The sequence below is a fragment of the Yimella sp. cx-51 genome (assembly GCF_017654605.1).
Taxonomy (GTDB): domain Bacteria; phylum Actinomycetota; class Actinomycetes; order Actinomycetales; family Dermatophilaceae; genus Yimella.
The window spans coordinates 196,146-220,037 of record NZ_CP072113.1 but is presented as its reverse complement, the minus strand read 5'-3'; the positions used below and the strand labels follow the sequence as shown (position 1 = coordinate 220,037).

Below are 23,892 nucleotides of genomic sequence, written 5' to 3'. Positions count from 1 at the left end.
CACATGTGCGCAGTGCCACACCTGCGGGTGGGGTCAGCTCCAGGGTTGGATCGCCGGACTGTCGACCAGATAACGCTGCAGGAAAGCCCCCACCTGGCACTGCCAGCGCGATGGACGCAGTAGCAGTGAGTGCCATCCGAGCACCGAGAGATAGATCGCCGTGCCCCCGTCGGCCCGCACCCGACGCACCAGGTCGGCGGACGCGTCTGGACTGGTCTCGGTGTCCGCCCGTCCATGCACGATCATCAGCGGCGTCCCACGGAATCGACGCTCGTCGTAGCCGTCTGCCAACCACGGCGCGAGTCCGACGGCAGCGCCGAAGTCGTGGTTGCGAACGAGTTCGAAGACAGCCCGGCCGCCCATGGAATGGCCGACCACTGCGATCGGCAGCCCTGGATAGACCTGACGCAAGCGCATCAGCGCCCACTCGGCGTCCGCAACGGGCGACATGATGCGCTCGTTCCAACCACTGACGGCATTGATCAACCGAGCAAAACCGAGATCCGGTTGTTGCTCCTGCAGGTTGCCGGCCATCACTCGCACGGCGAACGCAGCCACATCCCACCTGCCCACGGGCTCGACACCCTCGACATCGCCGCCGTGCAGCATGAGCACGATCGCCTTCGGCTCGGCGACCGAGGGGAAGACCAGCCTGGGGCGGGCCGGGCCGCTCCCCGGGCCGACCTCGACCCGCTGCACTACACCTGCGTGCGCTGGAAGTTCTTGTACGACCGGCTCGCGGTCGGGCCGCGCTGGCCCTGGTAGTGCGAGCCGTACTTCTCACTGCCATAAGGATTTTCGGCCGGCGAGCTGAGCTGGAAGAAGCACAGCTGACCGATCTTCATCCCCGGCCACAGCTTGATCGGCAAGGTGGCGACATTCGACAGTTCGAGCGTGACGTGCCCGCTGAAACCAGGGTCAACGAAACCGGCGGTGGCGTGCGTGAGCAGGCCCAGCCGTCCCAGGCTCGACTTTCCCTCGACGCGGGCGGCGACGTCGTCAGGCAGCGTCACGGTCTCGTAGGTCGACCCAAGCACGAACTCCCCCGGGTGCAGGATGAATGCCTCGTTCGGGTCGTGCTCGACCAGGCGGGTCAGCTCGTCCTGTTCCTCGCTGGGGTCGATGAACGGGTACTTGTGGTTGTCGAACAACCGGAAGAACTTGTCGAGGCGGATGTCGATGCTCGAGGGCTGGATCATGCCCGCGTCCCACGGGTCGAGGACGACGCGGCCGGCGTCGATCTGGGCCAGGATGTCGCGATCAGAAAGCAGCACGGGCCCAACCTAGCGACATCGGCTGCAGCCACACCCACATGTCGCACGACGCGGTGTCGCAACTCGGCAGGTTTCGACGCCTCACTCGTCCCTCGCGGGGCCCGACCAGTGGCTGATCAAACAACGAATCCCACTGCCGCACAGTGGGATTCGCATTCGGAGCGAGCGACGAGAATCGAACTCGCGTATTCAGCTTGGGAAGCTGATGTTCTACCATTGAACTACGCTCGCGGGCTTACGACTGAGGATTCTAACCCTCGCTCGCGATCCCTCCCGCATGTGCTCGCGGCTGCCCGCCTGTCGGTGGCCGCAGTCGCCTAGGTTTGGCCCATGACCCGCAGCGTCTACGTCACGTCCGCAGAAGGCCAGTCCGGTAAATCGACCGTCGCCCTCGGGCTCCTGCAGTCGTTGGTCGCCGAAACCGGTTCGGTCGGAGTCTTCCGGCCGATCACCGCGAGCAAGTCGCGCCGAGACCCGATCGTCGAACTGATGATCCAGCACGCGGCGGCAGACCAGGATTACGACAGCGCGATCGGGGTCGCCTACGACCAGGTGCACGGCCACGAGGACGACGCCCTCAGCCTCATCGTCGAGCGCTTCCACGCGATGGCCGACCGCTACGACTTCGTCCTCGTCGTCGGCTCCGACTTCACCGACATCACCACCGGGCGCGAGGCAGCCTTCAACGCCGAGGTCGCGGTCAACCTCGGCTCCCCCGTCGTGCTGGTCGTGCCCGGCTTCGGGCGCAGCGCGAACGAGGTAACCACCGCGGTGACCCTCGCCCTCACCGAACTCAACGGGCATCACGCGCACCCGGTGGCGCTCGTGGTCAACCGCGCCAAGCCCGACATCCTCCACGAAATCCGGACGACGGTGACGGCCGCCACCGACCTGCCCCTGCTCGGCGTCGTCCCCGAAGTGCCGCTGCTGCGCTCACCCACAGTTGCCGACGTCATGAACGCCTGCGACGGCAGCTTGGTGCACGGCAACCAGGAGTGGTTGGGTCGCGAGGTGCGGGGATTCATCGTGGCCGCGATGTCGATGCCGAATGTGCTGCAACGGCTGGTCGACGACGCCACGGTCATCGCGCCGGGAGACCGCTACGACATCCTTCCCGGGCTCGTCCTGGCACATCAGTCAGGCACCTTCCCTGCCTTGAGTTCGATCGTCCTGACCGGTGGATACCAGCCGCCGGAGTCGGTGGTGCGTCTTATCGACGGCGCGCGTCTCGAACTGCCGATCATCGTGACCGAGCGCGACACCTTCGACACCGCCAACCGGGTCGGCCAGGTGCGCGGCGGCCTCGGCCCGCAGGCGCGCACCAAGGTGCAGGCCTCGCTGCGCACCTTCGCCGAACATGTTGACACCGCGGCGCTGCTCGACAAGGTCAAGCTCGGCGGCTCCCCCGTCGTGACGCCGATGATGTTCGGCCACCGCCTTCTCGAACGAGCCCGAGCCGATCGCCGGCGCATCGTGCTGCCGGAGGGCCACGACCCGCGCATCCTGCTCGCCGCCGACAACGTGCTGCGTCGTGGCGTGGCCGACCTGACGATCCTCGGCGATGGCAAGGAGATCCAGGCGATCGCGTCGTCCGTCGGTGCGGATGTGACTGCGGCACAGATCATTTCGCCCACCGACCCAGAACTGGTGGCGAAGTTCGCCGAGACCTACACCGAGTTGCGCAAGCACAAGGGCATGACGCTGGAGCAGGCCCGCGAGATCGTCACCGACGTCTCCTATTTCGGCACGATGATGGTGCACCTCGGCCTGGCCGACGGGATGGTCTCCGGCGCGGCACACACCACCGCCGACACGATCCGGCCTTCGTTCGAGATCATCAAGACCCAGCCCGGCGTGAAAGTCGTCTCGTCGGTCTTCCTGATGTTGCTGGCCGACGAGGTGCTCGTCTACGGCGACTGCGCGATCAACACCGATCCCACCGCGGCCGAACTCGCCGACATCGCGATCTCCTCCTCGCGCACCGCCGAGCAGTTCGACATCGCGCCCCGGGTGGCGATGCTGTCGTACTCCACGGGTTCCTCCGGCGCAGGAGCCGACGTCGACAAGGTGCGCGAGGCCACTGCCCTCGTGCGCGAGCGTGCACCCGAACTTCTGGTGGAGGGCCCGATCCAGTACGACGCGGCCGTCGAGCCGTCGGTCGCCAAGTCGAAGATGCCCGATTCGCCGGTGGCCGGACAGGCGAGCGTGCTGATCTTCCCCGATCTCAATACGGGCAACAACACCTACAAGGCAGTGCAGCGCTCCGCCGGAGCAGTGGCGATCGGACCAGTGCTGCAGGGCCTCAACAAGGCGGTCAACGACCTCTCCCGTGGGGCGACCGTCGAGGACATCATCAACACCATCGCGATCACCGCGGTTCAGGCACAAGGGATCTCATGACCGAAGCACCCGTCCTCGTCATCAATGCCGGGTCGTCCTCGCTGAAGTACCAACTCCTCGACGCCGAAAACGGCGAGGCACTGGCCAAGGGGCTGGTCGAACGCATCGGTATGCCGGGGGCCAACATTCGGCACGAAGCCGGTGAGGTGGAGATCCGCCGCGAAGCTGACGTGCCCGACCACGCGGCTGCGATCCAACTGATGCGGCAACTGGCCGCCGAAGCCGGTCTCGATCTCGAACACACCCCCTTGCGCGCCGTGGGCCACAGGGTGGTGCACGGCGGTCGCAGCTTCATGCGTCCGACCGTTGTCGACGACCACGTGTTGGCCGAGGTCGAGCGGGTCAGCGTGCTGGCCCCGCTACACAATCCGGCTGCGCTGCAAGGCCTTCGGGCTGCGCTGGACGCCTTCCCCCAGACCCCGCATGTCGCAGTCTTCGACACCGCCTTCTTCGCCGAGTTGCCCGCTGCGTCGGCCACGTACGCTCTCGATACCGCCATCGCGAAGAAGCACGCGATCCGCCGGTACGGCTTCCACGGCACCTCCCACGAATACGTCTCTGCGGCAGCAGCCGGATTCCTGGACCAGCCGGATGCCAAGCTGATCGTCCTGCACCTCGGCAATGGCGCCTCGGTATCGGCCGTGGACGCCGGACGCCCCGTCGAGACTTCAATGGGCATGACCCCGTTAGAGGGGCTGGTGATGGGCACACGCACCGGCGACATCGACCCCGGCGTCGTGCTGCACCTACACCGGGTGGCCGGCCTATCGGTCGACGAGATCGACACCCTGCTCAACAAGAAGTCCGGCCTGCTCGGCCTGGCCGGCACCAACGACATGCGCGACCTCGTGGCTGCCGTCGAGGCCGGTGACGACGCCGCGAAGTTGGCTTTCGACGTCTACATCCATCGCCTGGTCAGCTACGTCGGTGCGTACGCGGCTCAGCTCGGCGGGGTCGATGCGATCATCTTCACCGCCGGCGTCGGCGAGAACGCTTCCGCCGTCCGGGCTGCCCTGGCCGCCAAGCTCGAACCGCTGCTCGGCACCAATCTCGACGAGACGCTCAACGAGCAGCGTTCAGCCCAGACGCGCGAGATCAGCACCCCGGACGCCCGCACCAAGCTGCTAGTCGTGCCCACCAACGAGGAATGGCAGATCGCCCGTCACGCCGTTGACGTCACCTGAGAGCCCTGAAAATCGGCGTGAGTTTGTGGGGTTTGTGCACGTTGCAAACCCCACAAACTCACGCCGATTCCAGTGCCGAACGGCGCACGGCGAGCTCGTACGACCGACGGGCGCGTTCCCGGAACGAGCTGGTCTGGCGGTACAGGTCGTCGCCGGTGACTCTGACGACGGTGTAGTTCTCCGACTCCAACTCGCCGGTTCGAGTGATGTCGCGTCGGAACTGCTTCAGATCAGTGCGATGCCCATCGCCTTCGTACTCGAAGATCAGTCGGACGTCCCGAAAAAGCAGATCCGGACGCGCGAGGAAAGTGCCGTCCTCACGCCACAGATCTACGTTGACCTCCGGCTCGGGAAGGCCGGCATGGTCGAGGACCAACCGCAGATCTGTCTCCGGAGGTGAAGCGACAGCGTCCCGAACGAGCGTCGCCGCCACGCGCAACTTCTCCACGCCGACACAGCCCTTCCACTTCACTGCGGCATCCCTCAACTGCGTGATCGAAACCGGCTCGAACCACGGGTGCCTCCCCACGTAGTCGGTGTTCGTACTCACCATGGCGTCCCCCACCCGCACCAATTCGTCGACGGAACACTCACGTGCAAGGACGCACCACGTGAGTAGCGGCCCCGTAACGCGCAGACCGTCCAACTGCACCTCATCGAACAGTCCAGGCTTGACCTCTCGCGTGGTGATGCCTCGCACGATGGTGCGCGTGCGGCTCTTGCGTAGTACGACGACCACCGACTCCGCACCTGTCATCCGGTGCGGAACGGGCAGACCCCAGACCGCAGCAGCGGACGCGCCGCCGAAGACATGCCCGTCCAGCAGTCGCGGTGCGTACGCGTGTACTGCTTCCAGCGCAGTTGTGGGAGCGGCTGCTGCTCGGATGCCTCGAAACGGCGAGGCCAAGTCGCGTCCGCGCAACCGATCGGTACTCAATCCGGCGCGGCGAGCGTCTGCGACAGCAAAGGGCTCTGAGGGGACGGGGATACGAGTTGCCATGCCACGACATGGTGGCGAACCAGTGCCGCGGGCGTTCTAGTTCTCCACAGCCCACCAAATCGGCGTGAGTTTGTGGGGTTCGTGCGCGTTACGAACCCCACAAACTCACGCCGATTTGGTGGCTTTGAGCGCAGCGATCGCCTCGACGGCCAGCAGGTAGCCGTGGGCTCCGAGTCCGGCGATGACACCGGTCGCGACGGCCGAGACGTACGAGTGGTGCCGGAACTCCTCGCGGGCGTGGATGTTCGACAGGTGCACTTCGACGACGGGGCAGTCGAGGATCTCCAGCGCGTCGCGGATGGCCACGGACGTATGGGTGTAGGCGGCCGGGTTGATCACGACGCCGGCGGCGGACGTCCGCGCCTCCTGGATCCAGGAGACCAGTTCGCCTTCGTAATTGCTCTGGCGGAAGTCGACGTCCATCCCGTGCTGCTCGGCGCGGGATCGCACCGCCTTCTCGATGTCGACCAGGGTGGTGCTGCCGTACTGCGCCGGGTCGCGGTGACCGAGCAGGTTGAGGTTCGGGCCGTTGAGCACCAGAAGCGTCGCGGTCATGGCCGAAGCTTACGAGCAGACCGATCAGACCGAGTGGATGGCGCCGTCGCCGACGACGCCCGCGTCGTCCTTGGTGACGCCGTTGACCTGCGGGCTGATGCGCCGCTCCAGGGCCAGCGCACTCCACGCCATTGCCGCGCAGCCGACCACCAGGATCGCGATGAACTGGACGTTCCACTCGTGCCGCAACAAGAAGCCGGCGGCGACCGGACCAGCCACCGCCCCCGCCTGGAACGCCCCTGAGGAGATCGCGTTGTAGCGACCGCGCAGGTGGTCGGGTGCGAGGTCGTTGGTGATCGCCGGGATGGTGGGCTGCATGAGCGTCTCGCCGAACCCGAAGAAGGCGTGGAAGAGCATCACCGCCGCCGTCGCGTAGGCGGTTGCCGGCATCACCCCGGCCGAACCCAGGAGCGTCCAGGCCAGTGCCCAGACGACCGCCATGATGAGTAGGACGCGGGTGCGACGGTGGCCGCTGATCCGCTTGAGCACCAGCATCTGGGCCCCGACGATCACTGCGGTGTTGACCGCGAAGGCCCATCCGATCGTCCGCGTGCTCACCTGCCCGACCTCGCGGGCGAACGCGGTGAACCCGGCCTCCATCTGCCCGTAGCCGATGAACGTCGCCAGGAAGGTGAGCACCAGAAGCCAGCGCATCGCTGGTTTGCGGATGATCGACAGGTACGAAACGCCTTGCGCTGCAACTTCTTCGGTGCGCTCCACCTGGGTGCGCACATGCCGCAGTGGGCCCATGAGCAGGCCGATCGGGATGAGCATCGCCAAGGCGTCCAGCACGTAGATGGTGGTGAACGTCATCGGCCGGTCAACGTCAACGTAGATGCCGGAGATGATTCCGCCGAGGCCGATGCCGAGGTTGACCAGCGCAAAACTGATGCCGAAATAGGTCTGCCGTGCCGGCCCTTGCACGATCGCGGCGATGAGCGAATTGAAAGACGGCCAGGTGATGCCCGCGACGCCGATGAGCGACATCGCCACGAAGAACATCGGGAGGCTGTCGGCGAAGGCCAACATCATCAGGCCAGCCAGGTTGCAGGCCGATCCCCAGATCGACACCAGGCGTGCGCCGAAGCGGTCGATCATCGCGCCACCCGGGCCGGTGACCAGCACGCCGACCACCGCAATCCACGCCATCAACGTGCCGGCCAGGTCGAGGGTGATGCCCTTGACCTCGTGCAGGTAGATGATCGTGAACGGCAAGGTGAGTCCGCGACCGAGCAACTGGATCGCCGTCGTCGAGAGCAGCCATTTGCCCTCACGCGGCAGCTGCGACCAGAACGAACGCAGGTCGGTGTGACCGGTGGCGGGGGCGGAACTCACCCGCGGAGTGTTCCAGTTGCGCGCCGGTTACGGCGAATCATTTGACCGCGCCCGACGGCGGTCGATGGCGCAGTAGAGCGCCGCGATGGCCATTCCGATCGCGAGGATCACGACGAGACGGATCGCCACGCCCACGTAGCCGAGGGTCGCGACGTCGGTGAAGTCGTAGGGATAGGCGTCGATCACCATGCCTCGGGAAAGCGTCCACACGATCCACACCATCGGGATGATCAACGCGTACGGCAGGAGGTTGAAGCGCAACCATCCGCGCGGGCCGTAGATCGCCCACGAACCGATCGCGAGCATCCCGACCATCAGGTGTTGCAGCGGGCTGGTGATCACCGACCAGCCCGACCAGGTGTCCTTGGCCGCGAGCAGCGCCCAGTAGACGACCGTGGTGATGGTGATCATCAGCAGGGCATCCAGCAGCAGCACCCGCTGCACGAGCGAATTGGCGTTCGGGCGTCGCGCCAGCAGCGTGAACGCGATCGCCACGACGATGTTCGACCACACGGTGAAATAGCTGAGCGTGTCGACCAGCCTCGACATCGCACCGGCAAAACCGCTCGGGTGCACCCCGAACAAGTGGCCGACGATGTCCTTGGGCGGGGCGAACGAGCCGGTCGCCGAGAGCACCGCGACCAGCACCACACCGACCCATGCGACGACAGCGGTCAGCAGATGCGCGCGACGCGCCCGGATATCAGCCATGCCGCGATCGTAGGTGGTCGGCGAGCCCGCCGACCCCGCTTCGACCGACCGTCCGCATTACCACACCCATTCCCGCCAAACACCACTGCATGTTGTGGGTGACAAGTCGCGCACGTCCCATATATGGTGGCTCACGCAGCTGGTTCGCCGGCGCGTCAAACGGTGGAAATCGCGGGTGCGCGTCGTCGAGGCAAGAGGGAATCCGGTGTGAGACCGGAACTGCCCCGCAGCGGTGAGTGCCGACGAAACCCGTCAACAGCACTGGGCAACAGCACGCCTGGGAAGCGACGAGGAGTAGGCGAACCGAGAGGTTCACAAGCACGAGTCCGAAGACCTGCCAGCGCACCGTTCGCGACCGCGGACGGTGGTCCGCAGCCTCGTGGGAGGGCTTCCGGGCGAGTCGGCAGCACCCTTTCGTCGGCGACCCCTTGCTCCCTGCGCGGCTTCGGGCCTTTGCCACGAGGGATGGAGCAAGCCCGTGACACTTCACGTCACCAAGCGCGACGGCACCAGCCAGCCGTACGACGCCGACCGCATCAATGCAGCGATCGAACGAGCCGCGCACGCACTCCCGGACGCCATGGCGATGACCATGCAGATCGCGTCCGAACTGGAGATCACGCTCTTCGACGGAATCACGACCCAGCAATTGGACGAGGCCGCGATCCAGGTGGCGGTGCAGAACGTCAAGGATCACCCCGACTTCGATGTCGTCGCCTCCCGCCTGCTGCGCAAGACCATCTACAAGCAGGTGCTCGGCGACTACGAGACCGACACCGAACTCGCCCTGCTGCACCAAGCGCGCTTCCCCGGCTACATCCGGGACGCCGTCGAATCAGGGTTGTTCGACCCCCGCCTGGGCACGAGCTTCCGCCTGGAGGAGCTCGCCGCTGCGCTCGACCCGAGCAAGGACGACGCGCTGCGCTACATCGGCGTCGTGACCATGCGAAACCGTTATTTGGCAATGGGATCCGACGGTCACCCGATCGAGGTGCCCGCCTACTTCTGGATGCGCGTGGCGATGGCGTTGTCGGTCAGCGAGGACGACCCCACCGCCGCCGCGACCGTCTTCTACCGCAAGATGGCCGACCTCGATTACCTGGCCGCGGGCTCGACGCTGGTCAACGCCGGCACCATGACCCCGCAACTGTCGAACTGCTTCGTGATGCAGATGGACGACGACATCGAGCACATCGCCAAGTCGATGCGCGATGTCATGTGGCTGACCAAGGGCACCGGCGGCATCGGCCTCAGCGTCACCAAGCTGCGCTCCGAGGGCAGCCCGATCCGCAGCAACAACACCGCCTCCACCGGCCCGATCCCGTTCATGCACACCATCGACTCGATCCTGCGGGCCGTGTCGCGCGGCGGCAAGAAGTTCGGGGCGCTGTGCTTCTACATGGAGAACTGGCACCTCGACTTCCCGCAGTTCCTCGACCTGCGCCAGCAGGCGGGCGACCCGTACCGGCGCACCCGCACCGCCAACACGGCCGTCTGGATCTCCGACGAGTTCATGAAGCGCGTTGCGGCAGATGCTAATTGGTATCTCTTCGACCCGCTCGAAACCCCGGATCTGGTCGAGTTGGTCGGGGACGAGTTCAGCCGCCGCTATGCGCAGTACGTCGCGGACGCCGAAGCCGGCCGACTGCGCAATTTCCGACGGGTGCGAGCCCGTGAGCAGTGGAAGTCGATGCTCATCTCGCTGCAGACGACGTCCCACCCGTGGCTCACCTGGAAGGACTCCATCAACCAGCGCGCACTCAACGACAACACCGGCACGATCCACCTCTCCAACCTGTGCACCGAGATCACGCTGCCGCAGGACCGCGACAACGTGTCGGTCTGCAACTTGGCTTCGATCAACCTGTCGCGACACCTGAACAACGGGGAATGGGACTGGGATCGCCTCGCGCAGAGCACCCGTTCGGCAGTGCGTCAGCTCGACAACCTCATCGATGTCACCCGATCGAGCGTGCCGGAGTCGGAGCACTCCAACGAGCAGAACCGTGCCGTCGGGCTTGGGCTCATGGGCTTCACCGATGTGGTCGAACGGCTCGGCCTGTCGTACGCCTCGCAGGAGGCCTACGACCTGATCGACCAACTCACCGAGTTCATCAGTTGGCACGCGATCGATGCGTCCGCCGACCTCGCCCGCGAACGCGGCAGCTACCCCAACTTCGCAGGCTCCGGCTGGAGTCGAGGGCTTGTGCCGATCGACACGATCGAGCAGATGGAGCGTCGACGCGGAGTGCCCGTCGAGGTCGACCGCACCACCCGCCTCGACTGGGATGCGTTGCGGCACAAGGTTGCCGGCGGCATGCGCAACGCTACCTTGATGGCGATCGCGCCCACCGCGTCCATCGGCCTGGTGGCCGGGACGACGCCCGGGCTCGACCCGCAGTTCAGCCAGGTCTTCTCCCGGGCCACCTCGTCCGGCAAGTTCCTGGAGGTCAACCGCAACCTCGTGCTCGCGCTGGAGGAGCGGGGCCTGTGGGAGAAGGTGCGCGAAGACTTGCTGCGCGCCCAGGGCGACCTTTCTCAGGTGGCCGACATCCCGGACGACCTGCGCCGTGTCTACGAGACTTCCTTCCAGCTCCCGCCGGAGGCGTATGTCAATGTCGCGGCTCGCGCGCAGAAGTGGATCGACCAGGCGATCAGCCGCAACATCTACCTCGCCTCGCGCGATGTCGGCGAGATGGCCGATCTCTACGAAACCGCGTGGCGCATGGGTCTGAAGACCACCTACTACCTGCACGTGAAGCCCCGGCACACCGCCGAGCAGTCGACCGTGGCGGTCAACAAGTCGACCGATTCCGGACGCGCCCGCGGTGGCTTCGGCTTCGGCAAACGCGCTGCGGCACAGCCGGATTCGCAGCTCGTTGCGGCCCCGGCAGCTGTCGCCGCCACCGCCGTCCTGGAGCCGGACGACGCGCTCGCGCTCGACGAACTACTGGACGAGGCACCCCTGGTGTGCCCGACCGACCCGCAGGCACTGCTCGAGTGCGAAGCCTGCCAGTAGACCTCTCCCCTCTCCACCTGAACAAGGACACAACTCATGACTGGACAGCCTCAGATGCTCGGCACCGGAATCTCAGATGGCTTGCTGCTCAAGCCGGTTCGCTACCAGTGGGCCTACGACCTCTACAACCAGGCGGTGGCCAACACGTGGTTCCCGCACGAAATCCAACTCGGCGAAGACCTCGCCGATTTCTCCCGGATGACCGACCAGGAACGTCATGCGCTCACCTTCCTGATGAGCTACTTCAACCCCAACGAACTACTGGTCAACAAGGCGCTGGCCTTCGGCGTCTACCCCTACCTCAACGCACCCGAGGCACATCTCTACCTCGCCAAGCAGATGTGGGAGGAGGCCAACCACTGCATGGCCTTCGAGTACGTGCTCGAGACCTTCCCGATCGATCGCGAAGAGGCGTACAACGCGCACGTCGAGGTGCCCTCGATGGCGGCCAAGGAGGCCTTCGAGGTCAAGCACATCCAGCGGATGACCGAGAAGACGCTCGACATCACCACCACCGAGGGCAAGCGCGATTTCGTGCGGAACCTGGTGGCGTACAACGTGATCCTCGAAGGCATCTGGTTCTACAGCGGCTTCATGGTGGCGCTGAGCTTCCGGCAGCGCAACCTGCTGCGCAATTTCGGCTCGCTCATCGACTGGATCGTGCGGGACGAGAGCCTGCACCTGAAGTTCGGCATCAATCTCATCCTCACCGTGCTGGAGGAGAACCCCGATCTGCAGACGCCGGAGTTCGCCGACGAGATCCGCCAGATGATCCTGGACGCGGTGGAGATGGAGGAGGCGTACAACCACGATCTGCTGCCGCACGGCATCCTCGGCCTGAACTCCACGTACATCAACACCTACGTGAAGTACCTCGCCGACCGGCGTCTGGAGGAGCTGGGGTTCGAACCGCACTACAAGGTGAGCAACCCGGCCAAGTGGATGGCCACGGCCAACGACACCCTGCAGTTGGTCAACTTCTTCGAGGCGGTCAACACCTCCTACGAAGTGGACGCGAAGGCGCACTCATGACGGTGCTGCCGATCACGCGTCCGAGGAGTCTGCCCCGGCCCGGCTGGCTGGCATTCCCGATGCAGTTGGCTGCCGTGACGACTGCTTCGGCGTGGCCGTTGGGTGCGGGGCCGGCCCTGTTGGCCGGAGCCTCCAGTGGTGGTGGCTATGTCATCGCGCGCCAGAGGTATTGGCGCAGCTGAGCCCGCCACGAACAGGCGCCCCTGGCCGCGATCGCGACCAGGGGCACCTGCGTGTGAGGTCAGTACTGGTAGGTGCCGTGGACGAACCCGCGGCCGATTGCCTTGAAGGCGAGGTTGAACGAGCAGACCGCCGGCGAGGTGTCGGCGTCGATCCCGAGCGACTCCTCACCCACTGCGTGCACGGCGAAGTAGTAACGGTGCGGGAAGACATCGCCCTCCGGCGGGGCAGCGCCCATGAAGTCGGCCGAGCCGCCGTCGTTCTTCAACATGAACGACGAGCCGGGCAGGTCTCCGCCCGCGGCCCCGATACCCGCGTCCAGCGACGTGACCTCAGCGGGGACGTCCACCAAGACCCAGTGCCAGAAGCCGGACGGCGTGGGCGCGTCCGGGTCGAAGCAGGTGATGACGTACGACTTCGTGCCCTCCGGAGCGCCCGACCACGACAGCTGGGGCGACGAATTTCCTTCTGCGGCAACCTGGTCGGACTTCAGCGGCTTGCCGTCGGTGACGTCGGTGCTCGTCACCTCGATGCCGGGCAGCTGCGGCAGGTGGTCGTAGGGGTTCGGCGGCTGGATGCGATCAAGTGAGCTCATGACTGCTACTCAACCCTGTCGGCGTCCCGAAGTGGTGTCACAAGCCGAGTTAGGGCGCACTGGCGCACGCAAACGCGGCGGTTCCAGCAGCAAACGCGGCCCCTCCTCGCACCCGCGGCAGGTGCAACCAGCGCGTTTGTGAAGTAGGGCCGCGTTTGTTCGTAGTGAGGGTGGGGCTGCTCAGGACGCTGCGCAGTCCCGACAGGTGCCGAGCAGCGCAGCATGACCGGCGTCCAACTCGAAACCGAGTTCGTCGCGCACCCGATCGGCGAGCGGTGACACCCACTCCAGCGGGATGTCGACCATGCGTCCACACCGCACACATTGCAGATGCGTGTGCCGGTGTCCGGTCACGCTGAGGTGGTAGATCGTGGCGGCGTCGGGCACGTGCGTGTGGGAGACGACCCCCGCATCGACCAGCGACTGCAGGTTGCGGTAGATGGTGGCCCGGTGCACCCCAGGATCGGCCGAAGCCACCAACGCAGCCACCGACTCGGCGTCCTGGTGCGGACGCTCCGCCAGCGCCCGAAGAACGGCACGGCGGGCCTTGGTCACCCGCTCACCCTTGCTGCGCAGCAGGGCCAGCGCCATCTCCACGTCAGCCACGCAGCACCGACCGCATCCACTCGGCGTATGCGGCATCCACCGACAGGATCGGGGTGCCGGTCACCTGCGGCACTTCGTACGGGTGCAGCTGCCGCACGCGGATGGCGAGCGCGTCGAACGTCTCGAGCGTGGTCTTGGCAAGCAGGAGCGACTCCTGCGAGCGCTCGATCTCCGGCCCCCAGCTGTAGGTCGAGGCGATGTCGGCAATCACCTGCACGCAGGCGGCAAGCCGCTCACCCACCAGCACATCGGCGATGTCGCGGGCCACGCCGGCGGACGGCACGGTGACGTGCACCTGAACGAACTCGACCTCCATGCCCCCATCGTGGCAGGCGGCCGCGGTCGATCACGAGCAATTCCCCCGGCACCTTCACACCGAGTCGTACTGGGAAGTAGCATGATCAAAGTTACTGACCGGTAATGGGTGCTCGGGGAGAGCGCCTCAGCCCACGAAGGAGCCAGAGTTGACTCATTACAAGAGCAACGTCCGTGACATCGAGTTCAACCTCTTCGAGGTGCTCGGGCGTGAAGAGGTGCTGGGCAGCGGCCCGTACGCCGATCTCGACGCCGACACCGCGCGCGAGATGATCCGGGAGGTCGCCCGGCTGGCCGAGACCGACCTCGCGGCGTCCTTCGTCGACTCCGACCGCAACCCGCCGGTCTACGACCCGCAGACCAAGTCGGTCACGATGCCGGAGTCGTTCACCAAGAGCTACAAGACCTACCAGGAGTCGGGCTTCTGGAGCGTCGACGTCAACGAGGAGCTGGGTGGCACCGTGGCGCCGCCGAGCCTGAAGTGGGCGATGAACGAGATGGTGCTCGGCGCCAACCCGGCCATCGCGATGTTCGCCGCGTCCTACGCCTTCGGCAAACTGCTCTACCTGCTCGGCACCGACGAGCAGAAGAAGCTCGCAGCGCACATCGTCGAGCAGGGCTGGCACTGCACGATGGTGCTCACCGAGCCGGACGCCGGTTCGGACGTCGGCGCGGGTCGCGCCAAGGCTGTGCAGCAGCCCGACGGCACCTGGCACCTCACCGGCGTGAAGCGCTTCATCACCTCCGGCGAGTCGGATATGACCGACAACGTCATCCACTTCGTGCTGGCCCGCCCCGAGGGCGCCGGCCCCGGCACCAAGGGCCTGTCACTGTTCATCGTCCCCAAGTTCCACGTCGACCTCGAGACCGGCGAACTCGGCGAGCGCAACGGCGTCTACACGACCAACGTCGAGAAGAAGATGGGCCTGAAGGTCTCGACCACCTGCGAGCTCACCTTCGGCGACGGCGCCCCCGCGATCGGCACCTTGCTGGGCGACGAGCACGACGGCATCGCGCAGATGTTCCGCGTCATCGAGCACGCTCGAATGCTGGTGGGCACCAAGGCGATTGCCACCCTCTCGACCGGTTACCTCAACGCGCTCGACTACGCCAAGCAGCGTGTGCAGGGCGCCGACATGACCACCCCGCAGAAGGACGCCCCGCGCGTCACGATCACCCACCACCCGGATGTCCGCCGCTCGCTGATGCTGCAGAAGGCGTACGCCGAGGGTCTGCGCGCGCTGGTGCTCTTCACCGCCAGCCAGCAGGACACCGTCGACCAGGAGTTCCTCGCCACCGGCTCGGAGCAGCCGGCCGACGGCTCCCCGGCACAGATGGCGGTGCGCCTGAACGACCTGCTGCTGCCGATCGTCAAGGGCGTCGGCTCGGAGCGGGCGTGGGTGCTGCTGGGCACCGAGTCGCTGCAGACCTTCGGTGGCTCGGGCTTCCTGCAGGAGTACCCGATCGAGCAGTACATCCGCGACGCCAAGATCGACACCCTGTACGAGGGCACGACCGCGATCCAGGGCCAGGACTTCCTGTTCCGCAAGATCCTGAAAGACCAGTTCGTGGCCCTCGGCGCCCTCGCAGAGCAGATGATGCAGACCGCCAAGGGCGGCGCCGGTGACGACAAGTTGCGCTCCTCGCGCGACCTGCTCGGCAAGGCGATCGAGGACGTCCAGGGCATGGTCGAGAACCTCGCAATGACCGCGCTGGGCTCGATGAGCGAAGGCGGCGACCCGAAGTCGATCTACAAGGTCGGCCTCAACACCACCCGCTTCCTGCTGGCTGCCGGTGACCTGGTGATCGGCTGGCTGCTGCTGCGTCAGGCCGAGGTCGCTCAGGCACGCCTGGACGCCGGGGACGCCGGTAAGGACGAGGCGTTCTACACCGGCAAGGTGGCGGCGGCGAAGTTCTTCGCAGCTGAGGTCTTGCCCCGTCTGACCGCGGAGCGCGCGATGCTGGAGGCCACCGACCTCTCGCTCATGGAGCTTCCGGAGGAAGCGTTCTGATCGATCGCTGACAGCTGTGCGAAGGCCGGGCCCGTCGGTCCGGCCTTCGCACATGCGTCCTGCGGCCATCCTGGAGAGGTGGCTTCACCGCCGTGCACCACCACCTCGTCTTGTCGTTCACCCCATCTGCAGCCCGGCCCGAAGATGGCGTCACCCATTGCAGGACAATTGGATTCCGGCGGTTTCCAATTTGCCCATCCGAGGCGCCAGGACACTCGCGAAGAAATCAGTTCGTCGCAGGAAACATTTTCCGAGTGCGTGCGTTACAGTGAGTGAACTCCGTTGTTCGAGCCGTTGGATAGCCCGGCTCGACCAACGGAGTTCTTACGTTCCAGGAGAGCGCAATCACACCCAAAAGCGTTGCGGCACAGGCAGATACATCCTGGGCGTCCCCCTGCCGCCCCAGTGATCCGATCGCCCCTGTTCGCGCCGCCCACAATCGCGAAACTGCGAAGCAAGAAAAGTCGGGCGTTTGAATAAAAAATAACATCCAACTCTGGTAACTACTTGAACTCGAAACAATCCCACTCAGACACCGCGCAGGTCGAGCGTGATCGTCTCGGGGCCATCGCCGGTGAGGACGACCGGAATACCCCAGTCCTGCTGGTAGAGGTGGCACGCCGCGTGTTCGGCGAGGCCTGCGTCGCAGGCCGCCGCGCGGACGCTGATGTGCAGGATGCCCTCCCCGACCGACTCATCGAGGACGAGGTCGCGCTGCAGGCCCGCGGCGTTGCCCGCGCCTTCACGCAACAGCGCGGACGGAGTGGCCGAGACCATCAGGAAGGTCGGGTCGCCGTAGCGGTCGTCCAGCTCTTGCCCGACCGGTGGCACGAAGTTGATGCGGAGTTGCACGGCGCCCGCTGCGACCGGCGTGGCTGCACGCCGCACGGCGCCACGCTCCCCGGAGGCGGACGTGCGACCGGTCAGCGGCAGTCGGTCGACCCGGTGGGCCGCCGATTCGACCACGATGACCGCGCCGTCGTCCGCGAGCACATCGCTGGGCTCGGCCAGGCCGGTCAGCACCGTCGTCAGTTCGCGGCGCTCGGGGTTGTACCGGCGGATCGCGCCGTTGTAGGTGTCGGCGACCAACACCGAACCGTCCGGAGCTTCGGTTACTCCGAGGGGATGCTGCATCCGGGCGATCTCGCGGTCACCGTCGGCGAAGCCGAAGTCGAAGAGGCCCTCGCCGATGTGGGTCTCGAGCGCGAAGCCGTCGTCGCTGACGGTGAGGGAGCGCAGCGCGGAGGTCTCGGAGTCGGCGATCCACACGCGTGAGGTGTCTGCACTGACGGCAAGTCCGGACGGTTGGGCGAGCCATGCCTCGTCCGCCTCACCGTCGCGCAGACCTTCGGCGCTGGTGCCCGCGAGCACGGCGACCGTGTTGTCGGTCTGCTCGGGAGCCAGGTGGAGCACCCACAGCTGATGAGTGCCCGCCATGGCGATCAGCGCGCGGTCGAGCCACCAGACGATGTCCCACGGTGACGACAACGGCTGCTTGAGGGCCGCGCCGCTACCGGACCGCTCCCGCAGCTGTTCGCCGGTGCCCGCTTCGGTGCGAATCCGGCCGTCCTGCAAGCGGATCGAGGCTATGCGGTGGTTGACCGTGTCGGCGACGAGCAGGTCGTAACCAAGTCGGGCAGCAGCATCGGGCGGCAACACGCAGACGCCCTGCGGCTCGTTGAACTCCTCCGGGCCACCGAAGCGGGCCAGCTCGGTCTGCAGGTCGCTCGCGAGGTGCACGACTTGGTGATGACTGGTGTCGCTCACCACGAAACTGCCGTCGGCGAGGCGGGCGATCTTGCCCGGGAAACGCAGCGGTGTCGACTCGATCGACGGCGGCACGTACGGCGAATCGCACGACCGCAGCGTCCCCTTCGCGCGGTGTTCGGCCACCAGGTCACCGACCAGCACCTGCAACCCGTGCGCGTGGCCCTCCCCCGACATGGAACCGGCGATGTATCCCTCCGGGTCGATGACGACCAGGGTCGGCCATGCGCGGGCGGTGTAGGCGTCCCACGTGACGAGTTCGGGGTCGTCCAGCACCGGGTGGTGCACGCCGTAGCGCTCCACCGCCGCTTCGACGGCTTCGGGGCGTCCCTCGTGTTCGAACTTGGGTGAGTGGACGCCGATGATCACCAGCTCATCGGCGAACTGCTGCTCCAGCGGCCGCAGCTCGTCCAACACGTGCAGGCAGTTGACGCAGCAGAAGGTCCAGAAGTCGAGGATCACTACCGTGCCGCGCAACTGCTGCAGCGTGAGATCTTCGCCGCCGGTGTTGAGCCAGCGGCGTCCACGAAGTTCGGGTGCCCGGACGCGTTGCGAAGTCATGCCGGCATTCTCGCGCGCGCACACCGAGCAGAAGTCGCGGCGTCCGCGAGCAGTGTTCGCGACTGGGTCGATCCGCGTGCAGTGTTCGCGGTATCCGCGAGTTGTGCACGCCGGCGGGCGCGCTCAGTTCGCCGGGGGTTCGGTCGCCTCGACACTCGCCAACTCGTCGTACAGCTCGCCGCCCAGTCCGCCGTTGAGCTGCTGGGCGTTGGCTCGCGACGTCAAGGCTGCCCATTCGGTGCCGCGCACGACCACGACGGCCTGTCCGCGCTGCCTGACATTCGCCTTCGCGCGGGTCTGCAGCTCCATGAGCACCTTGCTGGGGGCGAGGTTGTCGGTGCCGAAGGTCACCAGCAGTACGCCGGGCGAGGAGCCGCACTGCGCTTCGTCACGCGCTCCGGTGACCTGCGGGGTCGAGGCGGGCGTCCACGAGGTGCACTTCACGCCCGCCTGTTCCACCGCGGTGCGCAGCTGGTCGACCGAGGCGTAACGACCGTCGGGCCGGATGGCTCCCGAAGCGGATGCGGACGACGGTCTTGCCGGAGGCGTGCCCAGCGTGCTGGAGTCCGCAGGCGCCTCGCTCGCGAGATCTTCGACCGACTTCTGCTGGCCACACGCTGTGACGCTCACCAAGAGCAACACACCGAGAGTTCGCAGAACGCGCGTTGTCATGGGCCCGAGGCTACTGGCCCATCGCAGCGCGATGGCGCTGATGCACGATCACAAGCGGCGGTCGTCCAGCACCGGGAAGTCGCGTCGCGCCTGCGCCACCTGCGCGGGGTCGATCTGCACACTCAGCACCTGCTCTTCGGTGCCGGCCTCGGCGAGCACCTTGCCGAGCGGGTCGATCACCGCTGAGCGTCCGCCCATCTCGGTGTCAGCGTGCGTGCCCGCGGTGTTGCAGGCGACGACGAACATCTGGTTCTCGATCGCGCGAGCCTGCGCGAGCACCCGCCAGTGTTCGACGCGCGCCATCGGCCAGGCCGCCGGCACGAGCATCAACTCGACGCCGCGGTCGACGTACTGGCGGTAGAGCTCGGGGAAGCGCAGGTCGTAACAGGTGGTGAGACCGGTCGGCACTCCGTCGATGGCGCAGGTGGCCAGATCTTCACCGGCCTCCATCAACTTCGGCTCGCCGCCGGCGAAACCGAAGCGGTGGATCTTGCGATAGGTCGCGATGCGAGCGCCGCTGCGGTCGAAGAGCAGCGAGGTGTTCCAGAGGTCCTTGCCTTCCGGACCGGTCGAGCCATCGGCGGGACGCTCGACGATCGAGCCACCGTGCAGGTAGGCCCCGATCTCGGCAGCCACCTCGCCCAACCGCCGCGACACCTCGCCGGTGATGTCCTGTGCTGCTCCCGACCACGCGTGGTCGTCGAAGCAGCCGGCCGACCAGAGTTCGGGCAGCACCACCAGGTCGTGGCCGCGCTGCCGGCGCACCAGGTCGATCACCCGGTCGGCGCGCTCGTCCAGGGGTTCGTCATCGCCGTAGGCGAGTTGGATCACGGCGATCTTCATGACTGCTCCTTCCGGCCGCCGCGCAGCCCGGCCAGGTAGTTGTTGTACGCGTTGAGTTCGGCGTCTCCGTCGCGCTCTGCCTGGCGTTCGTGACGCTTGGCGTCCCGATTGTCGGTGCGGTACCACTCGTAGGCGATGAGCATCGTCAGGACAAGGGCCGGCACCTCACCCACACCCCAGGCCACCGTGCCGGCGCGCTGCTGGTCGATCAACAGGTCGGGCACGTACGAGAGTTGGATGCGGCTGAAGAACTCGCCGCCGAGCAGTTGCGTGCCGGTCATCAGCGCGACGCCGAAGAAGGCGTGGAAGGCGACGGTCACCAGCAGCACCAGCATGCGCACCGGCGCGGGCCACTTGCGCGGGCCGGGGTCGATGCCGACCAGCGCCCACGCGAACAGGTAGCCCGACAGCATGAAGTGGATGACCATCGTCAGGTGCCCGGTGTGCGTGGTGAGCGCGAACTCGAACCACCGCGTGAAGTAGAACATCACCAGCGTGCCGAGCACGATCGTCGCGATGATCGCCGGATTGGCCACCACCGTCATGACCTTGGAGTGCACGGATGCCAGCAGCAGTTCGCGCGGGCCGAGCGTCTTGTCCTGGCGCTTGGGTAGGGCCCGCAGCGCGAGAGTCACCCCGGCGCCGCGCACCAGCAGGATCGGGATCACCATCGCCAGCATCATGTGTTCGGCCATGTGCGCGGAGAACATCACCCGGCCGTACACCCCCGGGCCGCCGTCGACGATGAAGATGAACAGCAACCAGCCGGAGCACCAGGAGATCGTGCGCCCGATCGACCAGCGGTCGCCGCGCCGGTACAGACGGCGCACCCAGGCAAGGTAGACCCCGATCGCGACGAGGGCAGCGGTGGTGAACAGCCACTGCGTGCGCCAACTGAAGAAGATCTCACTGGCGCTGATCGGCGGCGGCGCCGGATAACCCGTCAACGCCGTCACCGGGTCGGTCGACTCCTCGTCGACGATCGGCGGTGCGGTGCGGGCCAAGGCGGTGGCCAACCCGATCGCGACTGCCATGAGCAGCACTTCGATGGACGCCAGGCGCACGGCCAGCGACTTCGCGGGTGCGTCCTTGGGATCTTTCGCGAGCTCGGCGAGCACCTTGCGACGCTGCCTGTCACCCAGCACGCCGAGGCCGACGAGCACGGCTGCCTTGAGGAGCAACAGCGTGCCGTACTTGCTGAAGAGGTCGCCCGGGCTGCCCAGCCGCAGCAGTGCAGCAAGCACACCCGAACCGGCAACCGCGACGTAGCACCAGACGGCAATCTTGGAGAAGCGTTCGAGGACGACCGCGGTTGCCTTGCCCAGCGAGGTCCACAGCAGGCAGATGGTGGCAAGGCCGCCGACCCAGATAGCGACCGAGATGAGGTGGACGGCAAGTGAATCGACCGCGGTCTCGTGGTCGGGGCTACCGGCGGCGTGCCCGGCCAGCGCCAGCGGCCACAGCGCGAGCAGCGATCCGAAGAAGGCCCATGCCTGCCCGTCCCGACGTGGACCCAGGAAGCACCAGGCGCTGACGATCGCTGCACCAACTGCGGTGATGGCGGGGGCTCGCAAGACCTCGAGGTCCCAGGTGAACTTCCATGCGCCCGTCCAGAATCCGGGCGCGCCCACCGGCACTCCGGCGGCCGCGGCGTAGGCGAGCACGGCGTGGACGGCACCCGCGAGCGCCCAGACCAACCCGCTCCAGGCAGCGATGGACGCGGTGCGCCGCCGCCGCTGGGAGGTGGATGATTCGGGCACGAGCAGACCGCCGACCAGCAACGCTCCGACGGTCAGGGCCGCCGCGAGGTCGTGGACGGTGCGGGTGATCGGCAGGCCCCAGCGGGCCGCTGGGCCGGGGTCGAGGAGTTCGAGCGGTGTGGCAGCGCCGGAGAAGACGACCGCGAGGGTGGTGACGGTGACGGCGAGGACGTTCGCACACGGAGCGAGCAGGCGGCGGTCGATCATCGGGCGACGAAAACCGAACTGCTACCGCGGTATTCGCGTTCTCCCTCGAAGCTCGGCAGCTGTGCCGCGAGCTCCGCGGAGAAGGTGTTCAGGTAAGCCTGCGCGGATGCGTGATCGGCGAACCGGGCGCGGGTGTCGAAGTCTTCCTGCTCGATGACGGTGAACTGCCGACTCAAAACCTCTTGACCATTCTCCGTACTGAACTGGGTGATCAGCGGTTCGCCACCGGCCTCACCCATCAGGTCGGCCATGTGCTCGGCGCCGTTGGTCGCCGCGACGAAGGTGCCGCCCGGTCGCAGCACACGGCGCACTTCGCCGATCGCGGCGTCCAGATCGGGCACGTGGTAGAGCATCCAGCCGGCGTAGACGACATCGAAGGAGGCGTCGTCGAACGGCAGGTCGTCAGCCCGCGCAACTTGGGCCAGCACTCCCTTGCCTGCGGTTTCGAGGGCCATCGCCTGGGAGGCGTCCGTCGCGATCACGTGCGCGGTCGGCAGTGCTTCTTGCACGGAGAGCGCGAAGTCGCCTGTGCCGCAGCCGATCTCAAGATAGGCCGCGGGGTCGGCTGCCGCGACAGCGGCGAGCGCCGCGCGGCGAGGGTTGCGGCCGTCCGGCGTGTCCTGCCACACCGATGCGCGCGTGCTGAGGCGATCGGAGGTGGCGTACTGAGCCGCGACGGCGTCCGGGTCGTTCGAGATCTTGCCCACCTGGCAAGGGTACGTCCGGCCCTTCCGCCCGCGAGCGGGCCTACTGTGGGAGACATGCATCCAGCCCCACCCAGCGAACTCAGTGAACTGATCGAGGCCTACTCCCAGACCGGTCAGGCCGTGCTCGACCTCGGGCTCACGTGTCGCGACGACGAGTTCGACCTGCCCACCCAGTGCCCGGGCTGGACCGTGAAAGACCAGATCTCCCACGTCATCGGCGTCGAAGGCGCGCTCAACGGCGCGCCGGCGCCGGACGTCACCGTGGGCGACAAGCCCTGGGTGAACAACGAGTTCGGGCAGTTCATGGAGACCCACGTCGAGGCGCGCCGAGCAGTGCCCGGGCCGGACGTGGTGCAGGAATGGGCGCAGCTATTCCCCGAACGCGTCGCGATGTACCACCAATTGCTGGCCGACCCGGAGCAGGAACTCAACACCCCGCTCGGCCAGCTCGACCCGGCGTCCATGCTCGGCACGCGCGTCATCGACGTGTGGTGTCACGAGCAGGACATCCGCCACGCCCTCAACCGCATCGGCAACCTCGACTCACCCGGCGCCGCGCTCTTCACCCTGCGCGTGCTGGAGGCGCTCCCGAAGCGCGTGGCCAAGGCCGGTCTCCCGATCGGCACCACCGTCATCATCGAGACCACCGGCCCCGTGCAGGCGCGCACCGGCGTCCGCGTCGTGGAGCAGGACGGCAAACCTTTCGGCGAAGAACTCTTCTCCGGCGATTCGCTGCCCGACGGCGAAGGCGATGGCGCGACCACCACGATCCGCCTGACCACCGAGGAACTCACCCGCCGCGGCGCCGGCCGCGTCGCTGTTGACGACCTGCGCTTCCAGGTGGACGGCGACGAAGACACCGCTCTCCAGGTGCTCGAGGCGTTGGTCATCACTCCGTAGCGTCCGCCGGCCGTCCTCCGGCTCGCTCTTCGTGGCCGGATGGGTGGGTCGACCCCGGGTGCAAACGCGGCGGTTCCAGCGCCAAACGCGGCTCGTCTGCGCAGACGCGGTAGCTGCAGCTACCGCATCTGGCAACAGGGGCCGCGTTTGTTGTGATCAGCCTGCGGGTCAACGACTGCCGTCCGCGCGCGCAAACGCGGCGGTTCCAGCACCACACGCGGCTCTTCTTCGCACACGCGGTAGCTGCAACCGCCGCG

General features: G+C 66.7%; 21 protein-coding genes, 1 tRNA gene and 1 riboswitch. Of the genes, 7 read left to right on the top strand and 15 right to left on the bottom strand.

What is annotated here, in order from left to right:
- Positions 1-33 precede the first annotated feature (33 nt).
- The 3 genes from J5M86_RS01035 to J5M86_RS01025 form a co-directional block, all read right to left on the bottom strand.
- Positions 34-699 carry a dienelactone hydrolase family protein gene (locus J5M86_RS01035; protein ID WP_188059906.1) on the bottom strand — a complete coding sequence of 222 codons (666 nt, stop codon included), beginning with the start codon at positions 697-699 and terminating at the stop codon, positions 34-36.
- Positions 699-1,274 carry a dCTP deaminase gene (dcd, locus tag J5M86_RS01030; protein WP_188059907.1) on the bottom strand — a complete coding sequence of 192 codons (576 nt, stop codon included), beginning with the start codon at positions 1,272-1,274 and terminating at the stop codon, positions 699-701. The genes J5M86_RS01035 and dcd overlap by 1 nt, the downstream gene beginning before the upstream one ends.
- Before the next feature lie 160 nt (positions 1,275-1,434).
- Positions 1,435-1,505, bottom strand: a tRNA-Gly gene (locus J5M86_RS01025).
- 99 nt (positions 1,506-1,604) lie between these two features.
- On the opposite strand from J5M86_RS01025, the gene pta reads away from it, so the two are divergent.
- Together pta and J5M86_RS01015 are read left to right on the top strand one after the other, a co-directional pair.
- Positions 1,605-3,674: a phosphate acetyltransferase gene (gene pta / locus J5M86_RS01020; protein WP_188059908.1), complete on the top strand. Its 2,070-nt coding sequence runs from the start codon at positions 1,605-1,607 to the stop codon at positions 3,672-3,674.
- Positions 3,671-4,858 carry an acetate kinase gene (locus J5M86_RS01015; RefSeq protein ID WP_188059909.1) on the top strand — a complete coding sequence of 396 codons (1,188 nt, stop codon included), beginning with the start codon at positions 3,671-3,673 and terminating at the stop codon, positions 4,856-4,858. Before pta ends, J5M86_RS01015 begins: the two co-directional genes overlap by 4 nt.
- A 58-nt stretch (positions 4,859-4,916) precedes the next feature.
- Here the strand turns inward: J5M86_RS01015 and J5M86_RS01010 are convergent, their stop codons facing one another.
- The 4 genes from J5M86_RS01010 to J5M86_RS00995 form a co-directional block, all read right to left on the bottom strand.
- On the bottom strand, positions 4,917-5,858 hold the full coding sequence (locus J5M86_RS01010) for a hypothetical protein (RefSeq protein WP_208965072.1): 942 nt from the start codon (positions 5,856-5,858) through the stop codon (positions 4,917-4,919).
- 105 nt (positions 5,859-5,963) lie between these two features.
- Positions 5,964-6,413: a type II 3-dehydroquinate dehydratase gene (gene aroQ / locus J5M86_RS01005; RefSeq protein WP_208965071.1), complete on the bottom strand. Its 450-nt coding sequence runs from the start codon at positions 6,411-6,413 to the stop codon at positions 5,964-5,966.
- Positions 6,414-6,437: 24 nt separating this feature from the next.
- Positions 6,438-7,748 carry an MFS transporter gene (locus tag J5M86_RS01000; RefSeq protein ID WP_188059975.1) on the bottom strand — a complete coding sequence of 437 codons (1,311 nt, stop codon included), beginning with the start codon at positions 7,746-7,748 and terminating at the stop codon, positions 6,438-6,440.
- Positions 7,749-7,775: 27 nt separating this feature from the next.
- Positions 7,776-8,459: a Pr6Pr family membrane protein gene (locus J5M86_RS00995; RefSeq protein WP_188059976.1), complete on the bottom strand. Its 684-nt coding sequence runs from the start codon at positions 8,457-8,459 to the stop codon at positions 7,776-7,778.
- A 156-nt stretch (positions 8,460-8,615) separates the two neighbouring features.
- Positions 8,616-8,816: riboswitch (cobalamin riboswitch) on the top strand.
- Positions 8,817-8,937: 121 nt separating this feature from the next.
- On the opposite strand from J5M86_RS00995, the gene J5M86_RS00990 reads away from it, so the two are divergent.
- The 3 genes from J5M86_RS00990 to J5M86_RS00980 are packed head-to-tail and all read left to right on the top strand — an operon-like array spanning position 8,938 to position 12,692.
- On the top strand, positions 8,938-11,478 hold the full coding sequence (locus J5M86_RS00990; RefSeq protein ID WP_188059977.1) for a ribonucleoside-diphosphate reductase subunit alpha: 2,541 nt from the start codon (positions 8,938-8,940) through the stop codon (positions 11,476-11,478).
- 36 nt (positions 11,479-11,514) lie between these two features.
- A complete protein-coding gene (locus tag J5M86_RS00985; RefSeq protein ID WP_188059978.1) occupies positions 11,515-12,510 on the top strand; it encodes a ribonucleotide-diphosphate reductase subunit beta in 996 nt (331 codons plus the stop codon).
- Positions 12,507-12,692: a hypothetical protein gene (locus tag J5M86_RS00980; RefSeq protein WP_188059979.1), complete on the top strand. Its 186-nt coding sequence runs from the start codon at positions 12,507-12,509 to the stop codon at positions 12,690-12,692. The genes J5M86_RS00985 and J5M86_RS00980 overlap by 4 nt, the downstream gene beginning before the upstream one ends.
- Before the next feature lie 59 nt (positions 12,693-12,751).
- Here J5M86_RS00980 and J5M86_RS00975 read toward each other — a convergent pair whose 3' ends face one another.
- The 3 genes from J5M86_RS00975 to cutA form a co-directional block, all read right to left on the bottom strand.
- Positions 12,752-13,285, bottom strand: a complete 534-nt coding sequence (locus J5M86_RS00975; RefSeq protein ID WP_188059980.1) for a YbhB/YbcL family Raf kinase inhibitor-like protein — start codon at positions 13,283-13,285, stop codon at positions 12,752-12,754.
- Positions 13,286-13,465: 180 nt separating this feature from the next.
- On the bottom strand, positions 13,466-13,891 hold the full coding sequence (locus J5M86_RS00970) for a Fur family transcriptional regulator (protein ID WP_244328407.1): 426 nt from the start codon (positions 13,889-13,891) through the stop codon (positions 13,466-13,468).
- Complete coding sequence (gene cutA / locus J5M86_RS00965) at positions 13,884-14,207, bottom strand: divalent-cation tolerance protein CutA (protein WP_188059982.1); 324 nt, start codon at positions 14,205-14,207, stop codon at positions 13,884-13,886. Before cutA ends, J5M86_RS00970 begins: the two co-directional genes overlap by 8 nt.
- Before the next feature lie 148 nt (positions 14,208-14,355).
- Here cutA and J5M86_RS00960 point away from each other — a divergent pair, with 148 nt between their 5' ends.
- The gene (locus J5M86_RS00960; protein ID WP_188059983.1) at positions 14,356-16,218 is read left to right on the top strand and encodes an acyl-CoA dehydrogenase; all 1,863 of its coding nucleotides are present in this window, start codon (positions 14,356-14,358) and stop codon (positions 16,216-16,218) included.
- 528 nt (positions 16,219-16,746) lie between these two features.
- On the opposite strand, the gene J5M86_RS00955 is transcribed toward J5M86_RS00960, so the two are convergent.
- The 5 genes from J5M86_RS00955 to J5M86_RS00935 all read right to left on the bottom strand — a co-directional run bounded on the left by J5M86_RS00955 (position 16,747) and on the right by J5M86_RS00935 (position 22,735).
- Positions 16,747-18,546: an NHL domain-containing thioredoxin family protein gene (locus J5M86_RS00955; RefSeq protein WP_188059984.1), complete on the bottom strand. Its 1,800-nt coding sequence runs from the start codon at positions 18,544-18,546 to the stop codon at positions 16,747-16,749.
- A 123-nt stretch (positions 18,547-18,669) separates the two neighbouring features.
- The gene (locus J5M86_RS00950) at positions 18,670-19,218 is read right to left on the bottom strand and encodes a hypothetical protein (RefSeq protein WP_188059985.1); all 549 of its coding nucleotides are present in this window, start codon (positions 19,216-19,218) and stop codon (positions 18,670-18,672) included.
- Between the two features lie 48 nt (positions 19,219-19,266).
- The gene (locus J5M86_RS00945) at positions 19,267-20,061 is read right to left on the bottom strand and encodes a carbon-nitrogen family hydrolase (protein ID WP_188059986.1); all 795 of its coding nucleotides are present in this window, start codon (positions 20,059-20,061) and stop codon (positions 19,267-19,269) included.
- Complete coding sequence (locus J5M86_RS00940) at positions 20,058-22,028, bottom strand: cytochrome c oxidase assembly protein (protein WP_188059987.1); 1,971 nt, start codon at positions 22,026-22,028, stop codon at positions 20,058-20,060. The genes J5M86_RS00945 and J5M86_RS00940 overlap by 4 nt, the downstream gene beginning before the upstream one ends.
- Positions 22,025-22,735, bottom strand: coding sequence for a class I SAM-dependent methyltransferase (locus J5M86_RS00935; RefSeq protein ID WP_188059988.1), 711 nt, complete (start codon positions 22,733-22,735; stop codon positions 22,025-22,027). The genes J5M86_RS00940 and J5M86_RS00935 overlap by 4 nt, the downstream gene beginning before the upstream one ends.
- Before the next feature lie 54 nt (positions 22,736-22,789).
- Here J5M86_RS00935 and J5M86_RS00930 point away from each other — a divergent pair, with 54 nt between their 5' ends.
- On the top strand, positions 22,790-23,635 hold the full coding sequence (locus J5M86_RS00930; protein ID WP_188059989.1) for a maleylpyruvate isomerase family mycothiol-dependent enzyme: 846 nt from the start codon (positions 22,790-22,792) through the stop codon (positions 23,633-23,635).
- Positions 23,636-23,892: the final 257 nt, after the last annotated feature.